This is a genomic window from Comamonas sp. 7D-2, assembly GCF_022749555.1.
Lineage (GTDB): Bacteria > Pseudomonadota > Gammaproteobacteria > Burkholderiales > Burkholderiaceae_C > Comamonas > Comamonas thiooxydans.
In genome coordinates, this window is record NZ_CP094238.1 from 4737212 (window position 1) to 4757423 (window position 20212).

Annotated in this window: 19 protein-coding genes; 7 read left to right on the forward strand and 12 right to left on the reverse strand. The window is 61.7% G+C overall.

Translation table 11 applies throughout. The features are described 5' to 3' along the window. Positions 1–8 precede the first annotated feature (8 nt). Positions 9–974, reverse strand: a complete 966-nt coding sequence (locus tag MPZ60_RS21770; protein ID WP_242607062.1) for an intradiol ring-cleavage dioxygenase — start codon at positions 972–974, stop codon at positions 9–11. Between the two features lie 340 nt (positions 975–1314). On the opposite strand from MPZ60_RS21770, the gene MPZ60_RS21775 reads away from it, so the two are divergent. The 5 genes from MPZ60_RS21775 (at position 1315) to MPZ60_RS21795 (ending at position 7828) form a co-directional block, all read left to right on the forward strand. After that, positions 1315–2430 (forward strand): TRAP transporter substrate-binding protein, encoded by a 1116-nt coding sequence (locus MPZ60_RS21775; RefSeq protein ID WP_034354417.1) that lies wholly within the window; start codon positions 1315–1317, stop codon positions 2428–2430. A 116-nt stretch (positions 2431–2546) separates the two neighbouring features. Beyond that, positions 2547–3119, forward strand: a complete 573-nt coding sequence (locus tag MPZ60_RS21780) for a TRAP transporter small permease subunit (protein WP_003068125.1) — start codon at positions 2547–2549, stop codon at positions 3117–3119. Next, a complete protein-coding gene (locus MPZ60_RS21785; protein ID WP_034354421.1) occupies positions 3116–5080 on the forward strand; it encodes a TRAP transporter large permease subunit in 1965 nt (654 codons plus the stop codon). The genes MPZ60_RS21780 and MPZ60_RS21785 overlap by 4 nt, the downstream gene beginning before the upstream one ends. Before the next feature lie 220 nt (positions 5081–5300). Beyond that, a complete protein-coding gene (locus tag MPZ60_RS21790; RefSeq protein WP_034354424.1) occupies positions 5301–7085 on the forward strand; it encodes an NAD(P)/FAD-dependent oxidoreductase in 1785 nt (594 codons plus the stop codon). Positions 7086–7258: 173 nt separating this feature from the next. Further along, on the forward strand, positions 7259–7828 hold the full coding sequence (locus MPZ60_RS21795) for a hypothetical protein (RefSeq protein WP_034354426.1): 570 nt from the start codon (positions 7259–7261) through the stop codon (positions 7826–7828). 18 nt (positions 7829–7846) lie between these two features. On the opposite strand, the gene MPZ60_RS21800 is transcribed toward MPZ60_RS21795, so the two are convergent. The 6 genes from MPZ60_RS21800 to pyrC form a co-directional block, all read right to left on the reverse strand. After that, the gene (locus MPZ60_RS21800; protein WP_034354429.1) at positions 7847–8641 is read right to left on the reverse strand and encodes an oxepin-CoA hydrolase, alternative type; all 795 of its coding nucleotides are present in this window, start codon (positions 8639–8641) and stop codon (positions 7847–7849) included. Between the two features lie 86 nt (positions 8642–8727). Further along, a complete protein-coding gene (locus tag MPZ60_RS21805) occupies positions 8728–9096 on the reverse strand; it encodes a YXWGXW repeat-containing protein (RefSeq protein WP_003068115.1) in 369 nt (122 codons plus the stop codon). Between the two features lie 124 nt (positions 9097–9220). Continuing rightward, a complete protein-coding gene (gene htpX / locus MPZ60_RS21810; protein ID WP_003068113.1) occupies positions 9221–10093 on the reverse strand; it encodes a protease HtpX in 873 nt (290 codons plus the stop codon). 73 nt (positions 10094–10166) lie between these two features. Continuing rightward, positions 10167–10985, reverse strand: a complete 819-nt coding sequence (locus tag MPZ60_RS21815) for a DUF3025 domain-containing protein (RefSeq protein ID WP_080746139.1) — start codon at positions 10983–10985, stop codon at positions 10167–10169. Between the two features lie 14 nt (positions 10986–10999). Further along, complete coding sequence (locus tag MPZ60_RS21820) at positions 11000–11881, reverse strand: NYN domain-containing protein (RefSeq protein WP_034354431.1); 882 nt, start codon at positions 11879–11881, stop codon at positions 11000–11002. Positions 11882–12030: 149 nt separating this feature from the next. After that, positions 12031–13077 (reverse strand): dihydroorotase, encoded by a 1047-nt coding sequence (gene pyrC / locus MPZ60_RS21825; protein WP_034354441.1) that lies wholly within the window; start codon positions 13075–13077, stop codon positions 12031–12033. A gap of 129 nt (positions 13078–13206) precedes the next feature. Here pyrC and MPZ60_RS21830 point away from each other — a divergent pair, with 129 nt between their 5' ends. Both MPZ60_RS21830 and rocF read left to right on the forward strand, forming a co-directional pair. Further along, the gene (locus MPZ60_RS21830) at positions 13207–14313 is read left to right on the forward strand and encodes an ornithine cyclodeaminase (RefSeq protein WP_034354445.1); all 1107 of its coding nucleotides are present in this window, start codon (positions 13207–13209) and stop codon (positions 14311–14313) included. A gap of 13 nt (positions 14314–14326) precedes the next feature. Then, complete coding sequence (gene rocF, locus MPZ60_RS21835; protein ID WP_034354450.1) at positions 14327–15280, forward strand: arginase; 954 nt, start codon at positions 14327–14329, stop codon at positions 15278–15280. Positions 15281–15351: 71 nt separating this feature from the next. Here the strand turns inward: rocF and MPZ60_RS21840 are convergent, their stop codons facing one another. The 5 genes from MPZ60_RS21840 to MPZ60_RS21860 all read right to left on the reverse strand — a co-directional run bounded on the left by MPZ60_RS21840 (position 15352) and on the right by MPZ60_RS21860 (position 20052). Continuing rightward, positions 15352–16089, reverse strand: a complete 738-nt coding sequence (locus MPZ60_RS21840) for an amino acid ABC transporter ATP-binding protein (protein WP_034354453.1) — start codon at positions 16087–16089, stop codon at positions 15352–15354. Between the two features lie 143 nt (positions 16090–16232). Next, on the reverse strand, positions 16233–16904 hold the full coding sequence (locus MPZ60_RS21845) for an amino acid ABC transporter permease (RefSeq protein ID WP_003068096.1): 672 nt from the start codon (positions 16902–16904) through the stop codon (positions 16233–16235). Between the two features lies 1 nt (position 16905). Beyond that, complete coding sequence (locus MPZ60_RS21850) at positions 16906–17658, reverse strand: amino acid ABC transporter permease (RefSeq protein ID WP_003068095.1); 753 nt, start codon at positions 17656–17658, stop codon at positions 16906–16908. Between the two features lie 113 nt (positions 17659–17771). Further along, positions 17772–18671 carry a transporter substrate-binding domain-containing protein gene (locus MPZ60_RS21855; protein ID WP_003051113.1) on the reverse strand — a complete coding sequence of 300 codons (900 nt, stop codon included), beginning with the start codon at positions 18669–18671 and terminating at the stop codon, positions 17772–17774. A gap of 430 nt (positions 18672–19101) precedes the next feature. Further along, a complete protein-coding gene (locus tag MPZ60_RS21860; RefSeq protein WP_034354456.1) occupies positions 19102–20052 on the reverse strand; it encodes a LysR substrate-binding domain-containing protein in 951 nt (316 codons plus the stop codon). Positions 20053–20212: the final 160 nt, after the last annotated feature.

The window sequence follows — 20212 nt, forward strand, 5'->3', positions numbered from 1 at the left end:
AGTCTGGTTCAGGTGCCAGGCGGAGGTGACGGCATCATGCCCGGGCGCGGCGGCCGCATGCCGCCGGGCCGCCCCGGACCTCCTGGCCCACCCGGGCCGCCTGGCGGCATGGAGCCCTTGACCTGGCAGAGCTTGTCGGCACTGTCGCTGCGCACCACCACGGTCTTCGATGCCAGCATCACCCCTCCCAGGTTCTGCACATCGAAGACATAAGGCGTCTTGTCCAGCTCCTGCCCGACCACGTTGTCCACATCCAGGCGGGTATCGGGCTGGCCCTTGTCCTTGTAAAGCGGCGCCTGCGCAAAGATCTCGCTGTTGAGCGCATCGCTGAACAACAGCTGGCTGGTCAGCCACGATGCAGCGCTGTCCGCCGGGTCGTAGCTACCTTGCAGAATGCGAAAGTGCACATGCACGGCACGGCCGCGATACCAGCCTGGGTAGCAGCTGTCGAAGCGCGCCACGCCATGGCCGTCGGTGCGCTGATAGCCGCGAAAGAACTGCTTGTTCACATCGGCGGCATCGTTGTTGCACATGCGGTGAATCTGGCCCGAGTAACCGCCCGTGTGATTGGTATGCCAGATCTCGACAATCGTGCCCGGCACCGGCTCACAGCGCTCGTTGACCACGCGGATCTGCATATGCAGCGGCAGGCCATCCCAGCCATCGCTGACATCCATGCGCTCGGGAGACAGCGTGTGGCAGGGGCCGATGGTGGCCTCGCAGGTCAGGCGGCAACTGCCCGCCAGCCCGGCACTGGCAAACGGGTTGATGCCGCGCACAGCGGCTGTGATGGCCGCCGTACCACCGCTGAGCCATGGAGCAGCCGCTTTCCCCACGCTCCTCACCGACTCCGCAGCGGGAGCTGCGCAGCCGAGCAAGGGAATGACGGGCAGCACCCCCAGCACAGCACCGGAATGCTGCAGCCAATGTCTGCGGGTAAGCGGCAGGAAAGAGTCGGAGGATGAATGAGGCATGGAGCTTTGGCGTCAAGTCAGACTGGCTGCATGCTAGTGCACGGCAAGTCATTCAGGCGCTTGCTTTGCGAGCTTTACCGCAACGATACATCTACGCAGCGCCCCCCCAAATTACCCTTAACCGGCAGATCTCCAGCACTGCCAAACACTCACCAATCCATAGCAAACACCACTTTAATTGCGGGCGTAATAGATTGATTTCACTAAAGAAACATCAAGACTTCAAGCCGCCATCCACCCATCAAGTCTGGTGTTAACCCTCTGCGCCGGCCTGTCACTCGCTTCAAAGATGCATGCACTGGCGGAAGGCCAGGATAACCACCCAGAGGAGATGAAGTAGATGACACAGGAGACCCAGAAAGCCGGCCGCCGCAACCTACTCAAAGGTGCCGCGGTGGCTGCTTCCGCCATGTCCGTGCCCATGATAAGCACGGCCCAGACCACGTCCTGGCGCTTTCAGAGTACCTGGCCGGCCAAGGACATTTTTCACGAGTTTGCCCAGGACTTCGCGAAGAAAGTCAACGACATGACTGGCAACCGCCTCAAGATCGAGGTGCTGCCTGCCGGCTCCGTGGTGCCAGCATTCCAGTTGCTGGATGCCGTATCCAAAGGCACGCTGGATGGCGGACACGGCGTGATTGCGTACTGGTATGGCAAAAGCCAGGCCGTAGCGCTTTGGGGGTCCGGACCGGCCTTTGGCATGGATGCCAATATGGTGCTGGCCTGGCACAACTATGGCGGAGGCAAGGAGTTGCTGGACGAGATCTACGGCGGCCTGAAAATGGACGTGGTCTCCAAACTCTACGGCCCCATGCCGACCCAGCCGCTGGGCTGGTTCAAGAAACCCGTGGCCAAGGTGGAGGACCTGAAGGGACTGAAATTCCGCACCGTCGGCCTTGCCGTGGATGTGTTTACGGAAATGGGTCTGGCAGTGAACCCGTTGCCTGCCGGTGAGATCGTTCCAGCCCTGGATCGCGGCCTGCTGGATGCCGCCGAGTTCAACAATGCATCCAGCGACCGCGTGCTGGGCTTTCCGGATGTGACCAAGAACTGCATGCTGCAAAGCTTTCACCAGTCGAGCGAGCAGTTTGAGGTGCTGTTCAACAAGACCAAGTTCAACGCCCTGCCGGCCGAGATCAAGTCCATCATCGAGTACGCCACCCAGGCCGCCAGCGCCGACATGAGCTGGAAGGCCACCGACCGCTATGCCAAGGACTATGCAGAGATGCAGTCCAAGCAGGGCGTGAAGTTCTACAAGACACCCGACGCCATCCTGCGCGCCCAACTGGCCGCCTGGGACAAGGTGACATCCAAGAAGGCCGCCGAGAACCCCATGTTCAAGAGGGTGATGGACTCCATGCGCACGTTTGCCCAGCGCAGCGGGCGCTGGCAAAACGATACCGACCTCGACTTCAAGATGGCCTGGAACCACTACTTCGCGCAAAAACGCAGTTGATGCCGACACAGCGCAGCCCAGAAGGGGCTGCGCCTGTCTGCCTCCCGCAACCCCGCCCCGGCAGGCGGGCATCCCATCCTCTTCGCACCTCGCTGCATCATGCAGCGGAGACTGCCATGCAAAAAATTCTGCTTGCTGTCGATGCGTTCTCGACCTTTATCGGCAAGGTGGCGGCCTGGGCCGTGGTGCTGTTGACAATGCTGATCAGCTGGGAGGTGTTCTCCCGCTACGCACTGAACAAACCTCACGCCTGGGTGCTGGATGCACAGATCATGCTCTACGGCACCATGTTCATGCTGGCCGGCGCCTACACCCTGTCCAAGAACGGCCATGTGCGCGGCGATGTGCTCTACGGCTTCTTCAGCCCGCGTGCGCAGGCTGCCGTGGATCTGTGCCTGTACATCCTGTTCTTCCTGCCTGGCGTACTGGCGCTGACCTGGGCCGGCTGGACCTATGCCCACGAATCGCTGGACATTCGCGAGCAGACCTTCTCTGCCCATCCGTTGCCGCTGTATCCATTCAAATTCATGATTCCGCTGGCTGGTGGCGTGCTGCTGCTTCAGGGCCTGGCTGAAATCGCCCGCTGCATGCTGTGCCTGCGCGACGGCCAATGGCCCCGTCGCGGCGCAGACGTGGAAGAAGTGGATGTGGAAAAGCTCAAGGAAATGGTGCAGGAGGGCAAAGCATGAAGATGCGCAAGGAACTGTGGTTCGGCTTTTCCATCATGGCCCTGGTCGTGCTCTCGGCCATCGTGCTGCTGCTGGGCGTAGAAAACATCACCAACGGCCATCTGGGCCTGCTGATGCTGTCGCTGGTGGTGGTCGCCATCATGCTGGGCTTTCCCACTGCCTTCACGCTGATGGGCATGGGCATGATCTTCACCTGGCTGGCCTATGAGCGAGATACCACACGCACACTGGATTTGATGGTGCAGTCAGCCTACAAGAGCATGACCAATGACGTGCTCATCGCCATCCCCCTTTTCGTCTTCATGGGCTATCTAGTCGAGCGCGCCAACCTGATCGAAAAGCTGTTCAAAAGCATGCACCTGGCCATGGCCCGCGTGCCGGGCTCGCTTGCTGTGGCCACGCTGGTGACCTGCACCGTGTTTGCCACGGCCACCGGCATTGTGGGCGCCGTGGTCACGCTCATGGGCCTGCTGGCACTGCCCACCATGCTGCGTGCCGGCTACAGCACGTCCATGGCGGCAGGGGCCATCACGGCGGGTGGCTGCCTTGGCATCTTGATACCGCCTTCGGTGCTGCTGATTCTCTATGGCGCGACAGCAGGCGTTTCCGTCGTCCAGTTGTATGCCGGCGCTTTCTTCCCTGGCCTGATGCTTGCCGGCCTGTACGTGGGCTATGTGATTCTCATGGCCAAGATCAAGCCGGCCTGGGCACCACCGCTGTCAGCCGCCGAGCGCCAGGTAGCTCTACCGCCCCTGACTCGCGAGCTGCCCGCCACCGCTCAGCAATACGCCCCCATGCGCCTGCTGGCCGCACTCAAAGGCCAGCGCAATGCACAGGTTCCCACGGGCTACCTGCTGCGCCAGCTAGCCGTGGTGGTTCTGCCCGGAATGCTGTTCCTGCTGCTGGCTGCCAGCAGCTGGCAGGCAGTGACGACGCCGAAGGTGCAGGAACAGTTCGAGATCCAGCCCATAGGCATGGAAAGCGGCAGCTCCTCCAGCTCCGGCACAGGCCTTGCCGAGCCGCCCATAGAAGGTGGCTTGCAGGAACCACCCACCGAAGGAGGGCTGCAGGAGCCGCCCACCGAAGGAGGGCTGCAGGAGCCGCCCGGCTCAGAGTCCTCCGCCCCGGTGGCAGCAACGGCGCCGGCAGAGCCTGAAACAGGCAGCAACGCACCGGGCGTGCCTGCTGCCAGCCAGGCTGAAACCCAGCCAGCCCCCACCTGGTGGTGGATTGGCTTTGCACTGCTGGGGACCTGCACCGCACTGTTCTATCTGTTTCTGAGTTTTGCGCGGCTGGAAATCTTCAAGATGCTGCTGGGCTCGTTCTTTCCGCTGGTGGTGCTGATCCTGACCGTACTCGGCTCCATTGTCTTTGGCCTGGCCACGCCGACCGAAGCGGCTGCCATGGGCGCCTTGGGCGGCTTTGTGCTTGCCGCTGCCTACAAGCGCCTGAGTATCGATGTCGTCAAGGAGTCCGTGTACCTGACTGCCAAAACCTCGGCCATGGTCTGCTGGCTGTTTGTGGGCTCGGCCATTTTCTCCGCCGCCTTTGCATTGCTGGGCGGGCAGGAGCTCATAGAGCGCTGGGTACTGTCCATGAACCTCAGCAAGATAGAGTTCATGATCCTCTCTCAGGTCGTGATCTTTCTGCTGGGCTGGCCGCTGGAATGGACGGAGATCATCGTCATCTTCATGCCCATCTTCATCCCCCTGCTCAACCACTTTGGCGTTGACCCGCTGTTCTTCGGCCTGCTGGTGGCGCTGAATCTGCAGACGGCCTTCCTCTCTCCGCCCGTGGCCATGTCTGCCTTCTACCTCAAGGGAGTGGCACCGCCTTCGGTGACGCTCAACCAGATCTTCGTGGGCATGATGCCCTTCATGGGCATACAAATCCTGGCCATCGTGCTGCTCTACATCTGGCCGCAGATCGGTCTGTGGCTGCCGCAACTGCTCTACAAATAACAAAAGGCCATCAGCACATCACTATCAAATGCATAGCTTGCTGCGCTTGCTACATAGTAACTTCGTGTTTATATAGATGAAAATATGAGATGGAGCAAGCGCAAGAAGCTATCTTTTTAGAATCGATAAGCACAACAAAGCTCGAGGTCACCATGGCCTTGTCGCGCAGTCATCAGGTCTTTGCCGTACCATCCAGACCCTTGCTTGATAGGTACAAGCCATGATCCGGATCGCAGAACTCAAACTCCCTCTCTCGGCGGTTGAATACCACCCCGAGAACCACACCGAATACCAGCCTACGGACAAGCTCACGCAGCTTGCGGCCGAGCGCCTGGAAATTGCGGCCGCCGCCATTGCAAAGCTGCATGTGCACAAACGCAGCTTCGATGCGCGCAAGGCGGAGCTGCTGGCCGTCTACATCGTCGATATCACGCTGGCCGACGAGAGCCAGGAGGCCGCGCTGCTGACGCAGTTTGCCGACCACCCCCATGTCAATCCCACGCCCGACATGAGCTGGAAACCCGTGGGCCAGGCCCCGGCGGATATGAACGAGCGCCCCGTGGTCGTGGGCTTTGGACCCTGCGGCATGTTTGCCGGACTGGTGCTGGCCCAGATGGGCTTCAAGCCCATCGTGCTGGAGCGCGGCAAGACCGTGCGCGAGCGCACCAAGGACACCTGGCGCCTGTGGCGCAAGCGCGAGCTGACGCCCGAGTCCAATGTGCAGTACGGCGAAGGCGGCGCCGGAACCTTCTCCGACGGCAAGCTCTACAGCCAGATCAAGGACCCGCGCCATCTGGGCCGCAAGGTGCTGACCGAGTTCGTGACCTATGGCGCGCCGCCCGAAATTCTCTACGCGGCTCACCCCCATATCGGCACCTTCAAGCTGGTCAAGCTGGTCGAAGGCATTCGCGAGGAAATCGTGCGCCTGGGCGGAGAAATCCGCTTCGAGCAGCGCGTGACCGATGTACAGATCGAAGAAGTCGACGGCCAGCGCCAGCTGGTCGGCCTGCAGGTGCTCGACCAGGCCACGGGCCAAAGCTATGCGCTGTCCACCCATCATGCCGTGATGGCGCTGGGCCACAGCTCGCGCGACACTTTTGCCATGTTCTACGAGCGCGGCGTGGCCATGGAGGCCAAGCCCTTCTCCGTGGGCTTTCGCATCGAGCATCCGCAAAGCGTGATCGACCGCGCCCGCTGGGGCAAGGATGCCGGCCACCCGCTGCTGGGCGCTGCCGACTACAAGCTGGTGCACCATGCCAGAAACGGCCGCGCCGTCTATAGCTTTTGCATGTGCCCAGGCGGCACCGTGGTGGCAGCGACCAGCGAACCCGGGCGCGTGGTCACCAACGGCATGAGCCAGTATTCGCGCGCCGAGCGCAATGCCAATGCCGGCATGGTCTGCGCCATCAGCCCCGAAGACTACCCGCAAGACGCCGAGAGCTTTGCCTGGGCCTTCGACGGCAAGACCTTCGGCGTCGAAAAGCTGCAAAAAGGCGAGCATCACCCGCTCTCCGGCATTGTGCTGCAGCGCCAGCTGGAGTCCCAAGCCTATGTGCTCGGCGGCCAGAACTACAGTGCGCCCGGCCAGCTCGTGGGCGACTTTGTGACTGGCAAGCCCTCCACCGAATTTGGCGAGGTGCAACCCTCGTACAAGCCCGGCATCAGCCTCGGCGATCTGCACCAGGCCCTGCCCGCCTATGCGATCGAAGCCATGCGCGAGGCCCTGCCCGCCTTTGGCAAGAAGATTCGCGGCTACGACATGAAGGATGCCGTGCTGACCGGTGTGGAAACCCGCACCTCGTCCCCGGTCAAGATCGGTCGCGGCGCCGACTTCCAGAGCGACAACACGCGCGGTCTGTACCCGGCTGGCGAAGGTGCCAGTTATGCGGGCGGCATTCTGTCGGCCGGTGTGGACGGCATCAAGGTCGGCGAGGCCGTTGCAGCCGCGATTCTCGGCGTCGAGGTGCCCTCCTCGGGCGCGCGCGGCTCGGGCGGCGCCCTCTAATCGGGGGCAGGCAGCCGCGCTGCCCCCCAGGCATGCCAGCCCTGCTGCTGGCTGCCTTTGATGGGCGCTTCCATACCAGACGTCATGGCTTCACAAGTTTTTGGACGCTGACTGACAATGCACCAGGTTTGGCATCGCTACGCTGGTGACTTCATTGCACGCCAAGCGTCTCCATGAAACCTCTGCGACCTGCCCCTGCCTCCGTGTCCCTGGGACTGGCCTGCTGGCTGGCAGCCGCCAGTGCCGGCGCACAAACCAGTGATCCCGCTGCTGCGGCGGACAAGAGCGCCGACAAGCCCTCGGCGCTATCGGGCTGGATGCTCGGCTACGCCCCCCTGGACTGGCATTTCTCCGATGCCAAAAAGGAAAACGATTTCGAGCCCGACGAACAAAAGCACGCCTATGTCTGGCTGATCCAGGCCGAGAAGGAGCTGGACGAGCGCCATATCGCGGGATTTGCCTATTTCAGGAACTCCTTCGGCCAGCCCAGCCAGTACGCCTATTACGGCTGGCGATTCAGGCCTTTTGACAGCGTGCCAGGCCTTTTCTTCAAGGTCACGGGCGGCATCATTCACGGCTACAAGTTTCCGTACAACAAGAAGATCCCGTTCAACAACAGGCATGGCTGGGGCATCACGGCCATTCCGGCCGTGGGCTATGACTTCAACAGCAACTGGGGCACCCAGATCAATGTGCTGGGCAATGCCGGCGTGATGTTCCAGCTCAACTACACGGTTCGCTAGGCCGCAGGAAACGACCTGTCAGGCTCCGCGCAGCCTGGCAAAATCAGGCGCACGCTTTTCCAGAAAGGCCGCAATGCCTTCGCGAGACTCCTCGCTGCCCTGGGCCTCGACCATATGGTCGGCCTCCAGCGCCAGCTGTTGCTCCAGGCTGTGGCGGTGTGCCACCCGGCACAGTGCCTTGATACGCGCGGTCGCCACTTCCGGCCCCTGGGCCAGTTGCCGCGCCAGCTCCAGCGCTTGAGCCAGGGCCTGGCCCGGCTCCGTCAAACGGTTGATGCAGCCATGCGCATGCATGCGCTCGCCGCTGATGCGCTCGCCCGTCAGGCAGAGCTCGGTCAGCAATTGACGGGACATGAACTCGGCCAGAAACGAAGTCGCGCCACCGTCGGGTGTGAGGCCGACCTTCACATAGGCCACCGAGAAAACCGCCGACCTTGCCGCCACCAGCATGTCGCATGCCATGGCCAGAGAAAGGCCTGCACCAGCGGCAGCGCCCTCCACCGCCGCGATCACAGGCTTGGGGCAGTCGCGTATGGCACGAATCAGATGGTTGAGATCCTCAAGCTTTAGGCGGCGTTCGGCCAGCGGCATCTCGCGCCTCGTTGCCAGCTGGTTCAGATCGCCGCCAGCGCAGAAATGACCGCCCTCGCCCGTCAGAATCACGGCGGCCACCGAGGCATCGGTGCCGGCCGCACGCAGCGCTTCCATGACCGCGTAGTAATACTCGGGCGACAGCGCATTGCGCGCTGCCTGGTTGTTATTGGAGAGGATGAGAACAGCGCCTTCGCGGCGGGTGACAAGAGCAGGATTCACGGCAAACCTCCTGCATCCGACTCTAGCGATGCAGGCACGGCCCGCCTAGCGGGCGGATGCCCTCTCTTGTCACCTAGCGGACGCCCTCAGCGGCGCGGTCCCCAATGGCCGCCGCCGTGATGCCAGCCGCCAGGACCATGATTCCACCCACCCTCATGCCAGCCGTAGCCGGGACGTGGCGGCATGGCCCAGCGGCCGGGACGCCAGTTGTAGCGCCCGCCGCCCCAGCCCCAGGAGCCGCCGATCCAGACATAAGCCGGCGAGGGAGCCACCGGGATCACCTCGTTGATCAGGGGAGGCGGGGCCATGGGTGCATAAACGTCGCCCGCAACCACCTCGGTTCCATAAGCCGGATAGGCCGGGGCCACCACACAGCCCGTAAGCAGGGCAGCAGAGCCGCCCAGCAGCAAGACCGGCAGCAGTCGGCGGGTCATGGTTTGAGAGATGAAGGACATCACAACTCCTGAAAGTCCGGGGACATGTATATGCTCCTACAACGCAAAAGCCCCTGCCGGTTGTTGACAGGGGCTTGTGAAGCAGCGGTAAAGACCGGCTACGGCCGTTTACACATGCGTACGCTTAGCGGGCGTTCTGCAGTGCAGCAATGCGCTGCTCGATGGGCGGGTGGGTAGAGAACAGCTGGCCGATGCCACCGGCAATGCCCATGGCCGCCACGCTCTTGGGCAGCTCGCCCGGATGCATGCCGCCCAGACGGGCCAGCGCATTCATCATGGGCTGCTTGCGACCCATGAGCTGGGCAGCACCCGCGTCCGCACGGAACTCACGCTGGCGCGAGAACCAGGCCACGATCATGGCGGCGACAAAGCCCAGCAGGATATCCAGCACCACGGTGGTGATCATGTAGCCGATGCCCGGGCCGGAGCTTTGCTCGTCGTTGCGGCGCAGGAAGGAGTCGACCGCATAGCCGATCACGCGCGAGAGGAAGACCACAAAGGTGTTCATCACGCCCTGGATCAGCGTCATGGTCACCATGTCGCCATTGGCGATGTGGGCCACTTCGTGACCGATCACGGCCTCGACCTCTTCACGCGTCATGCCTTCGAGCAGACCTGTGGACACGGCCACCAGGGCCGAGTTCTTGAAGGCGCCAGTCGCAAAGGCGTTGGGCTCGCCCTCATAGATGCCGACCTCGGGCATGCCGATGCCAGCCTTTTCAGCAAAGCCGCGCACGGTGTTGACGATCCAGGCCTCGTCGGCGTTGCGCGGCTCGTTGATGACCTGCACGCCCGATGTCCACTTGGCCATGGGCTTGGAGATCAGCAGCGAGATGATGGCGCCGCCAAAGCCCATGATGAAGGCAAAGCCCAGCAGGGCGCCCAGATTGAGGCCGTTGGCAGTGAGGTAGCGGTTGACGCCCAGCAGGCTGGCGACGATGCCCAATACCGCCACCACGGCGATATTGGTCAGTAGAAATAAGGCAATACGTTTCATCGAGGGTGTACTCCACACAGGGGACAAAATGACCAGAACCCCTGAGGCACCGCCTGTGCAGGACGAATGCGCATCAAGCCAGTTCTGTTTCTGGCAGTACCCGTTGTTGTGTTGTTTGTGCGGTACGTGGGGCTCGGAAAACTAGAGAGTCATCATAGAAGGAAAAGTTCTGGTTTTGCAGGCACCAGTCCGGGATTCCCAATATGGGAATTGGTAGATAGGGCTTGCTGGCCAGATTGCAAGACTGGGTCCGCAACTGATGGTCCAGCCAGCCGTCTGCCTCGGCCAGCGATGCCAGCCCTGGAGCCTGCCCCAGCGGCACGCAGATCACATGCGCGGTAATGGCCTTGCGCGGCTGAACCAGCTTTTCCAGCAGGGCATGGCCTATGGGAAGAAAGCGCGCCTGCGCCCACAGCACACGCCGGGCCACAAACAGCTCCTGCCAGCGCTTGTCGCGCAGCGCATCGCACAGTGCCTGCGGCGCGAGCAGCAAGCCGCCGTTCTCGTCCAGCACCGTGATCGAATCGCGCAGGCGCCCGCGCTGCGCCCCCACGCCCTGACGCTCTATCTCGGCCGCCTGCAGCGCGTTGAGCCGCTGCTTGAGCAACGGCCAGTGCAGCCAGATCAGGCCGTTAAAGAAGTCATGCAGATTGTCGCGCGTGGGAATGCTGCGCTCTCTGTGGATGAATGCTTCATAGGCCTGACCGGCAGGCAGCTGCAGCTGATCGACAAACTGCCAGCCCGGCAGCAGTCCGTGGGCGGCAGCCACTTCCTGCAAGGCCCGGGCCACGCCGGCACCGCCCAGCACCCGGTCATGAGCCTGACGTCCAAGCGCTTGCAGCGGTGCCAGCCAGGGCACCTGCCAGTCAATGGCCCAATCCACTGACGGCATTGCGGCTGGCTGCATCAAGGCAGCACCTCGTCCTGATGCCCACGCAGATCGCGCACCGCCACGCGGGCCGTGCCCTCGTCACGCAACTCGAACACCTGGGTCGCGGCCATGAGCTTGGTCAGCGAGGCATAGCCATAGTTGCGCGCATCAAACGACAGCTTGTTGCCGATATGCGTGCCCACCGCAGCCACACGTGCCCAGCCGGCTTCGTCCTGCGTCGCCTTGACGGCATCGCGCAGCATGGCAATGAGCTGCCTGTCTTCCTTGAGCATGTGCGAAGGCACGCGCAACGTGGTGCATGCCGGGGCCGCAGCGCCCGTGCCACCGGCCACCTTGCCATTGCTGACAGGGAGGGTCTGCTCGGATGGCTGGCTTGCCACAGGCACTGCACGTGGAACTGCCTCGGCCTCCAGCGCCTCGCGGCGTTCGCTGCGGCTGACAATGCCGTCGCCGAGTTCCTTGAGCGCATCGAAATACAGAAAGCGCGAGCAGGCATTGACGAAAGCCCTGGGCGTCTGCTCCGCGCCGAATCCATAGACCGCAGCGCCCTTGGCGCGCAAATGCATGACCAGCGGCGTGAAGTCGGCGTCCGAGGAAACGATGCCGAAGGCATCGGGCTTTTCGGTATAGAGCAGCTCCATGGCATCCACCGTCATGGCCATGTCGGTCGCGTTCTTGCCCTTGGAGTAGTCAAACTGCTGCATGGGCCGCACGGCGTACTCCAGCAGCTTGCTCTGCCAGCCATGCAGACCGGCCTTGGTCCAGTTGCCATAGGCACGGCGAATATTGATCAGGCCGAAGGTGGATAGCTCGGTCAATATCTCGTCAATCATCTCTGCGGGCGCGTTGTCCGCATCGATCAGCAAGGCAATCTTGGGCTGGACATCGTTGGGCATGCAATCTCCTGAGCGCTGTTTAGCCAAGCCTAACCGAGGCCTTGCGTAAAGCCAAACTAAAAAAGGAGCAGCTTGCGCAACTCCTTTATTGATTTCAGACCGAAAACACCTTTGATTCAAGTGAACACAGGCGCTTGCAGCTACTGTTTTTAATCCAGCATCTTCCAAGGCAGGGCTTCGCCAAAGCGCAGCGGCTTGAGCTGCGCCCCTTCGCCGTATGCAAAGCTCACGGGCGGTGTCCAGCTTTCCTTGACCAGGGTGATGGTGTCGGTGTTGCGGGGCAGGCCGTAGAAGTCGGCGCCGTTGAAGGACGCAAAGGCTTCCAGTTTGTCGAGAGCCCCGACGCCGTCGAACACCTCCGCATACATCTCGATGGCGGCGTGGGCGCTGTAGCAGCCGGCGCAGCCGGTCGCGGCTTCCTTCAGATGCGCTGCATGGGGTGCGCTGTCCGTGCCCAGGAAGAACTTGCTGCTGCCGCTGGTGGCGGCCTGCACCAGCGCCAGGCGATGGGTTTCGCGCTTGAGGACCGGCAGGCAATAGAAGTGCGGGCGCACGCCGCCCAGGAAGATGGCGTTGCGGTTGAACAGCAGATGCTGGGGCGTGATGGTCGCAGCCAGGAAATCGTCGGCTGCGGCCACGTACTCGGCGGCTTCCTTGGTCGTCACATGCTCCATGACGATCTTGAGCTCGGGGAAATCCTTGCGCAGAGGCTTGAGCTGCTGCTCGATGAACACTGCCTCGCGGTCGAACAGGTCGATGCTCTGATCGGTGACTTCACCATGCACCAGCAGCACCAGGCCTTCGCGCTGCATGGCTTGCAGCGTGGGATAGATCTTGCGCAGATCGGTCACGCCATGGTCGGAATTGGTCGTGGCACCTGCGGGGTACAGCTTGCAGGCCACCACGCCGGCCGCCTTGGCGCGCACGATTTCCTGAGGGCCCAGGTTGTCCGTCAGATACAGCGTCATCAGCGGCTGGAACTGGCTGCCTTCAGGCACGGCCGACAGAATGCGGGCGCGGTAGTCCGCAGCCATCTCCGCCGTGGTGACCGGGGGCTTGAGGTTGGGCATGATGATGGCACGGCCCATCTGGCGGGCAGTGTGCGGCACCACGCAGCGCATGGCATCGCCATCGCGCACATGCAAGTGCCAATCATCGGGGCGGGTAATCGTGATGGTCTGAGTCATGGCCGATATTGTCCCATCTTCGCTGGCGGCAAGGCCGCACCCGACCCCGCAAGAGCAGTGCTCCCACGGCGGTCACAGGCTCTTCTCTCTGGCATTTGGCGCAAAAATCCTCAAAAATGAAGCCAAGGAGGAGGTCTTATGTCTGTTCCTCAAGCTCTGGCCGGCACACCATTGCGCACCGACTTTCTCAGCGCCAGCGACGCAGCCCGGCTGGTCGCGCGCGTCGGCATCACCCAGGTGCTGCGCCTGATCAGCCAAGCCCTGGAGGCCGACTTCGGCCGCTGGCAGGACTTCGACAAAAGCGCGCGTACCGCAGCCCATTCCGCCAGCGGCGTGATCGAGCTGATGCCGGTGGCAGATGCGCGGGACTACGCCTTCAAATACGTCAACGGCCACCCGCACAATCCGCGTCTGGGCCTTCCCACTGTGATGGCTTTCGGCGCGCTGGCCGATGTCGCCACCGGCATGCCGCGCTTTGTCAGCGAGCTGACGCTGACCACGGCCTTGCGCACCGCCGCCACATCCGCCATGGCCGCGCGCCATCTGGCGCGCGCCGGCAACCGCAGCATGGCGCTGATCGGCAATGGCTCGCAAAGCGAATTCCAGGCTCTGGCCTTCATGGAGTTGCTGGGCGTGCGCGAGCTGCGCCTGTTCGACATCGACCCTGCGGCCTCGCAAAAGCTGCTGCACAACCTGCAGCCGTTCCTGCCCGATTTTTCCGCTACGGCCATCGTCTGCACCAGCGTGCGAGACGCCGTGGCCGGCACGGACATCGTGACCACCGCCACCGCCGACAAGACCCGCGCCACCATCATCCCCGGGCATTTGCTGGAGCCCGGCATGCATATCAATGCCGTGGGCGGTGATTGCCCCGGCAAGACAGAGTTCGATGCCAGCGCCCTGCAGCGTGCGCAGGTCTTTGTCGAGTACGAGCCGCAGACGCGCATCGAGGGCGAGCTGCAACAGATGCCGGCCGACTTTGCCGTGACCGAGCTGTGGCGCGTGCTGCAGAAGCTGGCGCCGGGCCGGACATCGGACGCCCAGATCACCCTGTTCGACTCCGTGGGCTTCGCGCTGGAGGACTACTCGGCGCTGCGCACCATGCATAGCCTGGCGCAAGGCGCAGGCCTGCTGTCACAGATCGAGCTGGTGCCGGAGCTCGCCGACCCCAAGGATCTGTTTGCCATGGTGAGACAGGCAGCCAGCCCCCAGATCATCAATCTTGCGGCCCGTAAGACGGCCTGAAGCGGAGCGGCTCATGGCATACACATCGTCCACACTAATAGGTCTGCCCACCGATATCGGTGCCTCGCGCCTTGGCGCGGCCATGGGGCCAGATGCCCTGCGTGTGGCCCAGCTCGGTCCAGCCCTTGAACGGCTGGGGGTGCAGGTCAACGATCTGGGCAATCTGAGCGGCCCCGCCAACCCGCGTGGCGCGCGCGATGCCCAGGGTCTGCGCAATCTGGCCGAATGCCTGAGCTGGAACCGGATCGCCCATGACGCGGTGCTGCAGGTGCTGCAGCAACACCGGCTGCCCATACTGCTGGGTGGCGACCATACGCTGGCCACAGGCTCCATCAGCGCCGTGGCCCGCCATTGCCGCGCCACGGGCAAGCAGCTGCGCGTGCTCTGGCTGGATGCCCATTCGGATTGCAACACCCCCGAAAGTTCGCCCACGGGCAATCTGCACGGCATGCCGGTTTCAAGCCTCTGCGGACTGGGACCGACGGAACTGGCCTCGCTGTCCGGCACGACTCCCGCCCTGCCCGCCTCATCGTTCTGCCAGATCGGCCTGCGCAGCGTGGACGAGAGCGAAAAGCACATGATCCGAGAGCTGGGGCTGGAGGTCTACGACATGCGGGCCATCGACGAACTGGGCATGCGTGAAGTGATGCGCCGCGCCCTGGTCAGCCTGCTGGGACGCAACGACAGGGACATCCACCTGCATCTGAGCTTTGACGTGGACTTTCTCGATCCTGACATTGCTCCCGGCACCGGCACACCGGTACGCGGCGGCCCCACCTATCGCGAGGCCCAGTTGTGCATGGAAATGATTGCCGACTCCGGCCGTCTTGCCTCGCTGGACATTGTGGAGCTCAACCCGGCGCTGGACCTGCGCAACCAGACGGCGGAGCTGGTGGTGGACCTGGTGCAAAGCCTGTTTGGTCAAAGCACGCTGATGCGCGCCCCCCGCGGCGTGCTGCAATGCTGACCGGCAGTCCGGCCCGGCCGCCATGAAAAAAGGCGCTCCTGCGAGCGCCTTTTTGCGGCTTGCCTGCGGTATCAATGCTGCAGGATCTTGTTGAGGAATTCCTTGGTACGCGGCTGGCGGTTTTCGGGATGGCCGAAGAACTCTTCCTTGCTGCAGTCCTCCAGAATCTTGCCGCCCACGTCCATGAAGATCACACGGCTGGCCACCTTGCGCGCAAATCCCATTTCGTGGGTCACGCACATCATGGTCATGCCTTCATGGGCCAGGCCCATCATCACGTCCAGCACTTCGCCCACCATTTCGGGGTCCAGTGCCGAAGTGGGTTCGTCGAACAGCATGACGATGGGATCCATCGACAGAGCGCGCGCAATGGCCACGCGCTGCTGCTGACCGCCGGAGAGCTGGCCGGGGAACTTGTCCTTGTGAGCGGTCAGGCCCACGCGGTCCAGCATCTTGAGGCCACGGGTCTTGGCGTCTGCAGCACTGCGGCCCAGCACCTTCATCTGCGCGATGGTCAGGTTCTCCGTCACCGACAGGTGGGGGAACAGCTCAAAGTGCTGGAACACCATGCCCACGCGGCTGCGCAGCTTGGGCAGATCGGTCTTGGGATCGTGCACTGCCGTGCCGTCCACAAAGATCTCGCCCTTCTGGAAAGGCTCCAGAGCATTGATGGTCTTGATCAGCGTGGACTTGCCGGAGCCCGAAGGGCCGCACACCACCACCACCTCGCCCTTGTTGATATTGGTGGAGCAATCGGACAGCACCTGAAAGCTGCCGTACCACTTGGAAACGTTCTTGAGTTCAATCATTTTTCACTCCGACTTTTGTCAGTGATCCATCGCAGCGCCTGCAGCGGGCTCGGTCAGGCCTGGGACAGCCAGCAAGGGCCGTCCCGCAGCCGAGGCCGTCGTCCCCCTTGAGGGGGAGGGCGCGAAGCGACTCAGGGGGTGTTTCATCGAATAATGGCGATCTTCTTGTGCAGACGCTTGACGAACCAAGACAGTGCAAAGCAGATCACAAAATAGGTCACGGCAGCCGCCAGATAGGATTCGATGGGTCGGCCGAAGTTCTTGCCGGCGATTTCGAAGCCCTTGAGCATGTCGTAGGCACCGATCGCATAGACCAGCGAGGTATCCTGAAACAGGATGATGGTCTGGGTCAGCAGCACGGGCAGCATGTTGCGGAAGGCCTGAGGCAGCACCACCAGACGCATGTTCTGACCATAGGTCATGCCCAGTGCCTGGCCGGCAAACACCTGTCCACGTGGAATGGACTGGATGCCGGCGCGCATGATTTCAGAGAAATATGCTGCTTCGAATGCCACAAAGGTGATGATGGCCGAAGTCTCCGCGCCGATGGGCTTGCCGATCAGCATGGGCATCAGCAGGAAGAACCACAGGATCACCATCACCAGCGGGATGGAGCGCATGCCGTTGACATAGATGGTGGCAGGCAGGTCCAGCCACTTCTTGCCCGACAGGCGCATCAGCGCCAGCAAGGTGCCGAAGAAGATGCCGCCCAGCGTGGCGATCACGGTCAAGGACACGCTGAAATACAGCCCCTTCAGCACAAAGTTGCTGAACAGGTCCCACGAGAAAAACGACCAGTCGAGGTTGAGATTCATATCAGTGGCCTCCACCGCTGGCTGCAATCAGACCGGGCACGCGAGAACGCTTCTCGATGAAGGCCATGATGCGGTTGATGATGAAGGCAGAAATCACATACAGACCTGTCACAGCCATATAAATTTCGACGCCACGAGCCGTCTCTTCCTGGGCCTGCATGGCGAACATGGTCAGCTCAGCCACGGACACGGCAAACGCCACGGACGAGTTCTTGAACACGTTCATGGCCTCGCTGGTCAGCGGCGGAATGATGATGCGAAACGCCATCGGCAGCAGCACATAGCGGTAGGTCTGGAAGGTCGTGAAACCTACTGCCATGCCGGCGTAGCGCTGGCCCCGCGGCAAAGCCTGAATACCGGAGCGCACCTGCTCGGCAATACGGGCAGAGGTGAAGAAACCGATCGCAAACACCACCAGCACAAAGCCCGGCAGGGACTTCATTGCGGGGAAGATGGCCGGAACCACGTGGTACCAGATGAACACCTGGACCAGCAAGGGAATATTGCGGAACAACTCCACCCAGGCATTGCCCAGGCGCACTATCCACGGACGATCGGGCAAGGTACGCAAGGTACCGATGACTGCGCCCAGCACCAGAGCGATGACCAGCGACAGCAATGCCACCGACACGGTCCAGCCCCAGGCCGACATCATCCAATCCAGATAGGTGATGTCACCGTTCTTGCCAAAACAACTCTGCCCGACCTCTTGGGTAATGGTGTCCTGACAGAACACCTGCCAATCCCAACTCATACGAGCACCTCTTTCATTCTTGGTTTATGAGGGCAAACGCTCACACCGGCCCTCGCAACAAAAAAGCCCCTTCTAACCGCTTGGCAGAAGGGGCGGTACACCTATAGGCGGGATTACTTGACTTCGTAAGCTTCCATGGGCTTGTCGTTGGGGTGAGCCCACGCATCCTTGGTCGCTGCCGACAGTGGCAGACCCACCTTCACGTTGTTGGGAGGAATGGGCTGCAGGAACCACTTGTCGTACAGCTTGGTCAGAGAACCATCCTTGATCTGACGCACGATGGATTCGTCCACAGCCTTCTTGAAGGCGGGATCGTCCTTGCGCATCATGCAGGCGATGGGTTCCACCGACAGCACTTCACCCACGATCTTGTAATCGTTGGGAGCCTTGGACTTGGAGATATTGGCAGCCAGGATGGAGCCGTCCATGATGAAGGCATCGGCGCGGCCGGTTTCCAGCATCAGGAAGCTGTCGGCGTGGTCCTTGCCCATGACTTCCTTGAAGGTCAGGCCGTCAGCGCGCTTGTTCTTGCGCAGGGTCTGCACGGAAGTCGTACCCGTCGTGGTCACGATGGTCTTGCCGTTCAGGTCCTTGATGCCGGTGATGCCGGAGTTGGCACGGGTGGCAATGCGCACTTCTTCCACATAGGTGGTGAAGGCAAAAGCTGCATCCTTCTGACGAGCCGTGTTGTTGGTGGTGGAGCCGCACTCGATGTCCACGGTGCCGTTCTGCACCAGAGGAATACGGTTTTGCGAGGTCACGGGCTGGTACTTCACTTCCAGCGCTGTCAGGCCCAGTTGCTTCTGGATGTCCTTGAGAATGCGCTCACCCATTTCGGTATGGAAGCCTACATATTTGCCATTGCCCAGCGTATAGCCCAGGCCGGACGATTCACGCACGCCCAGAGTGACGCTGCCGGTGGACTTGATCTTGGCCAAGGTGTCATTGGCCTGGGCAAACACGGTGCCAGTTGCCAGTGCGGTTACGGCGATGGCCAACAAATGCTTCTTCATACGGATCTCCTATTGGTAAGGACCAAAAACGCTTGCCACTCCTTAACGCATCGCCCTTTGTGAGGGTGGACAGGTTGCGTTAACAAATGTACTGCACACATTGTGCAGTCATGAAGATGGCTGAAATGCAATCATTTCTAAGACTTTTCCCGTAGGTGATTCAGGAAGGCAACCACCTACTTACCGCCTCAATCTTGTGTTGCAAAGCAGCACCTCTTTTTGTGCAAGCTGCGAACTCTAATGCTTTCGTGATTTCACAAGCCAATGCCGATGGCAAAAATCCTTATGCGCAACTTGCATATTCAGTATTAACCCGATGCATAACATTAGGGTTTTCACCAGTAAAACACCTGAAATCACGGCAAGCTGGTCACACAAGCAAAAAAAGGGCCAACTGGCCCTTTTGGAAGAAAAGCAACACTCGATCAGGTTACACAGCCTTGACCTCGCCACCCGCAATCTCGCCCTGCTCCTTGAGGAAGTTCCAGAGCGCGGCAGCTCCTCCCTGAGGGGCATCGCCCGTGGGTTTTTCCCGATAGGCCCGCACTTCCATGTCCATCTGAAAACCGGTCACGCCTTCGGGCACTGCACGCACCAGTCGACCGGACTCCAGATCGCCGCGTACCGCGCTGTAGGGTAGAAAGGCCACGCCATGACCTTCCAGTGCCATGGCCTTGAGGCCTTCGGCCATATCGGTTTCATAGACCCGCTCGAGGTGCACGGCCTCGGCCGCCTCCTTGAGGATCAGCTCCGTCACCCGCCCCAGATAAGCGCCAGCGGCATAACCCAGGTATGGCAAGGGCTGGCCCTGGCGGCCGGGCAGGGCAAAGATGGGGTTGCCGTTCTCGTCCGGCTTGGAGTACGGAGCCAGCACCTCATGCCCCAGGCTCACCATCTCATAGCGCGAAGGGTCCAGCTGGAAGGGCTGAGAAGAGTGGTAGTAGGCAATCAGCAGATCGCAGCCACCTTCCACGAGACGCATCACCGCATCATGCACATTAAGTGCGAACAGACGGCTGCGGAAGGGACCGAACTTCTCGTGCACGGCCGAAACCCAGTTCGGGAAGAACGTGAACGCCAAGGTATGCGGCACGGCAAAGCCCACCATGCCCTTGCCCGCACTGACGTGGGCACGCAACATGGTGCGGGTGCTCTGCAGGGACTGCAGTATCTCCAGCGCCTGCTCGTACATGGTCTTGCCTGCTGGCGTCAGTCGCGTCGGATACGAGCTTCTGTCGACCAGATCGGTTCCCGCCCAGGCCTCCAGCGCCTGGATGCGGCGCGAGAACGCAGGCTGCGTAACGTGGCGCAGCTGGGCCGAGCGGCTGAAACTGCGGGTTTCAGCAAGGCTGACAAAATCTTCAAGCCATTTGGTTTCCATAGACTCTCATTATCCGCTGCCCTGCACCAAAGCTGTGCAACGGAGGTAATCCTTGTTGGCTAGTAAACGGGACAAAGCACAGACTCGACGATGAGTCATGCCTTGGTCGCCAGACCCTAGGGTAATGCCTGCCGCCGGACGTAAGCCCTGCGACATAGAT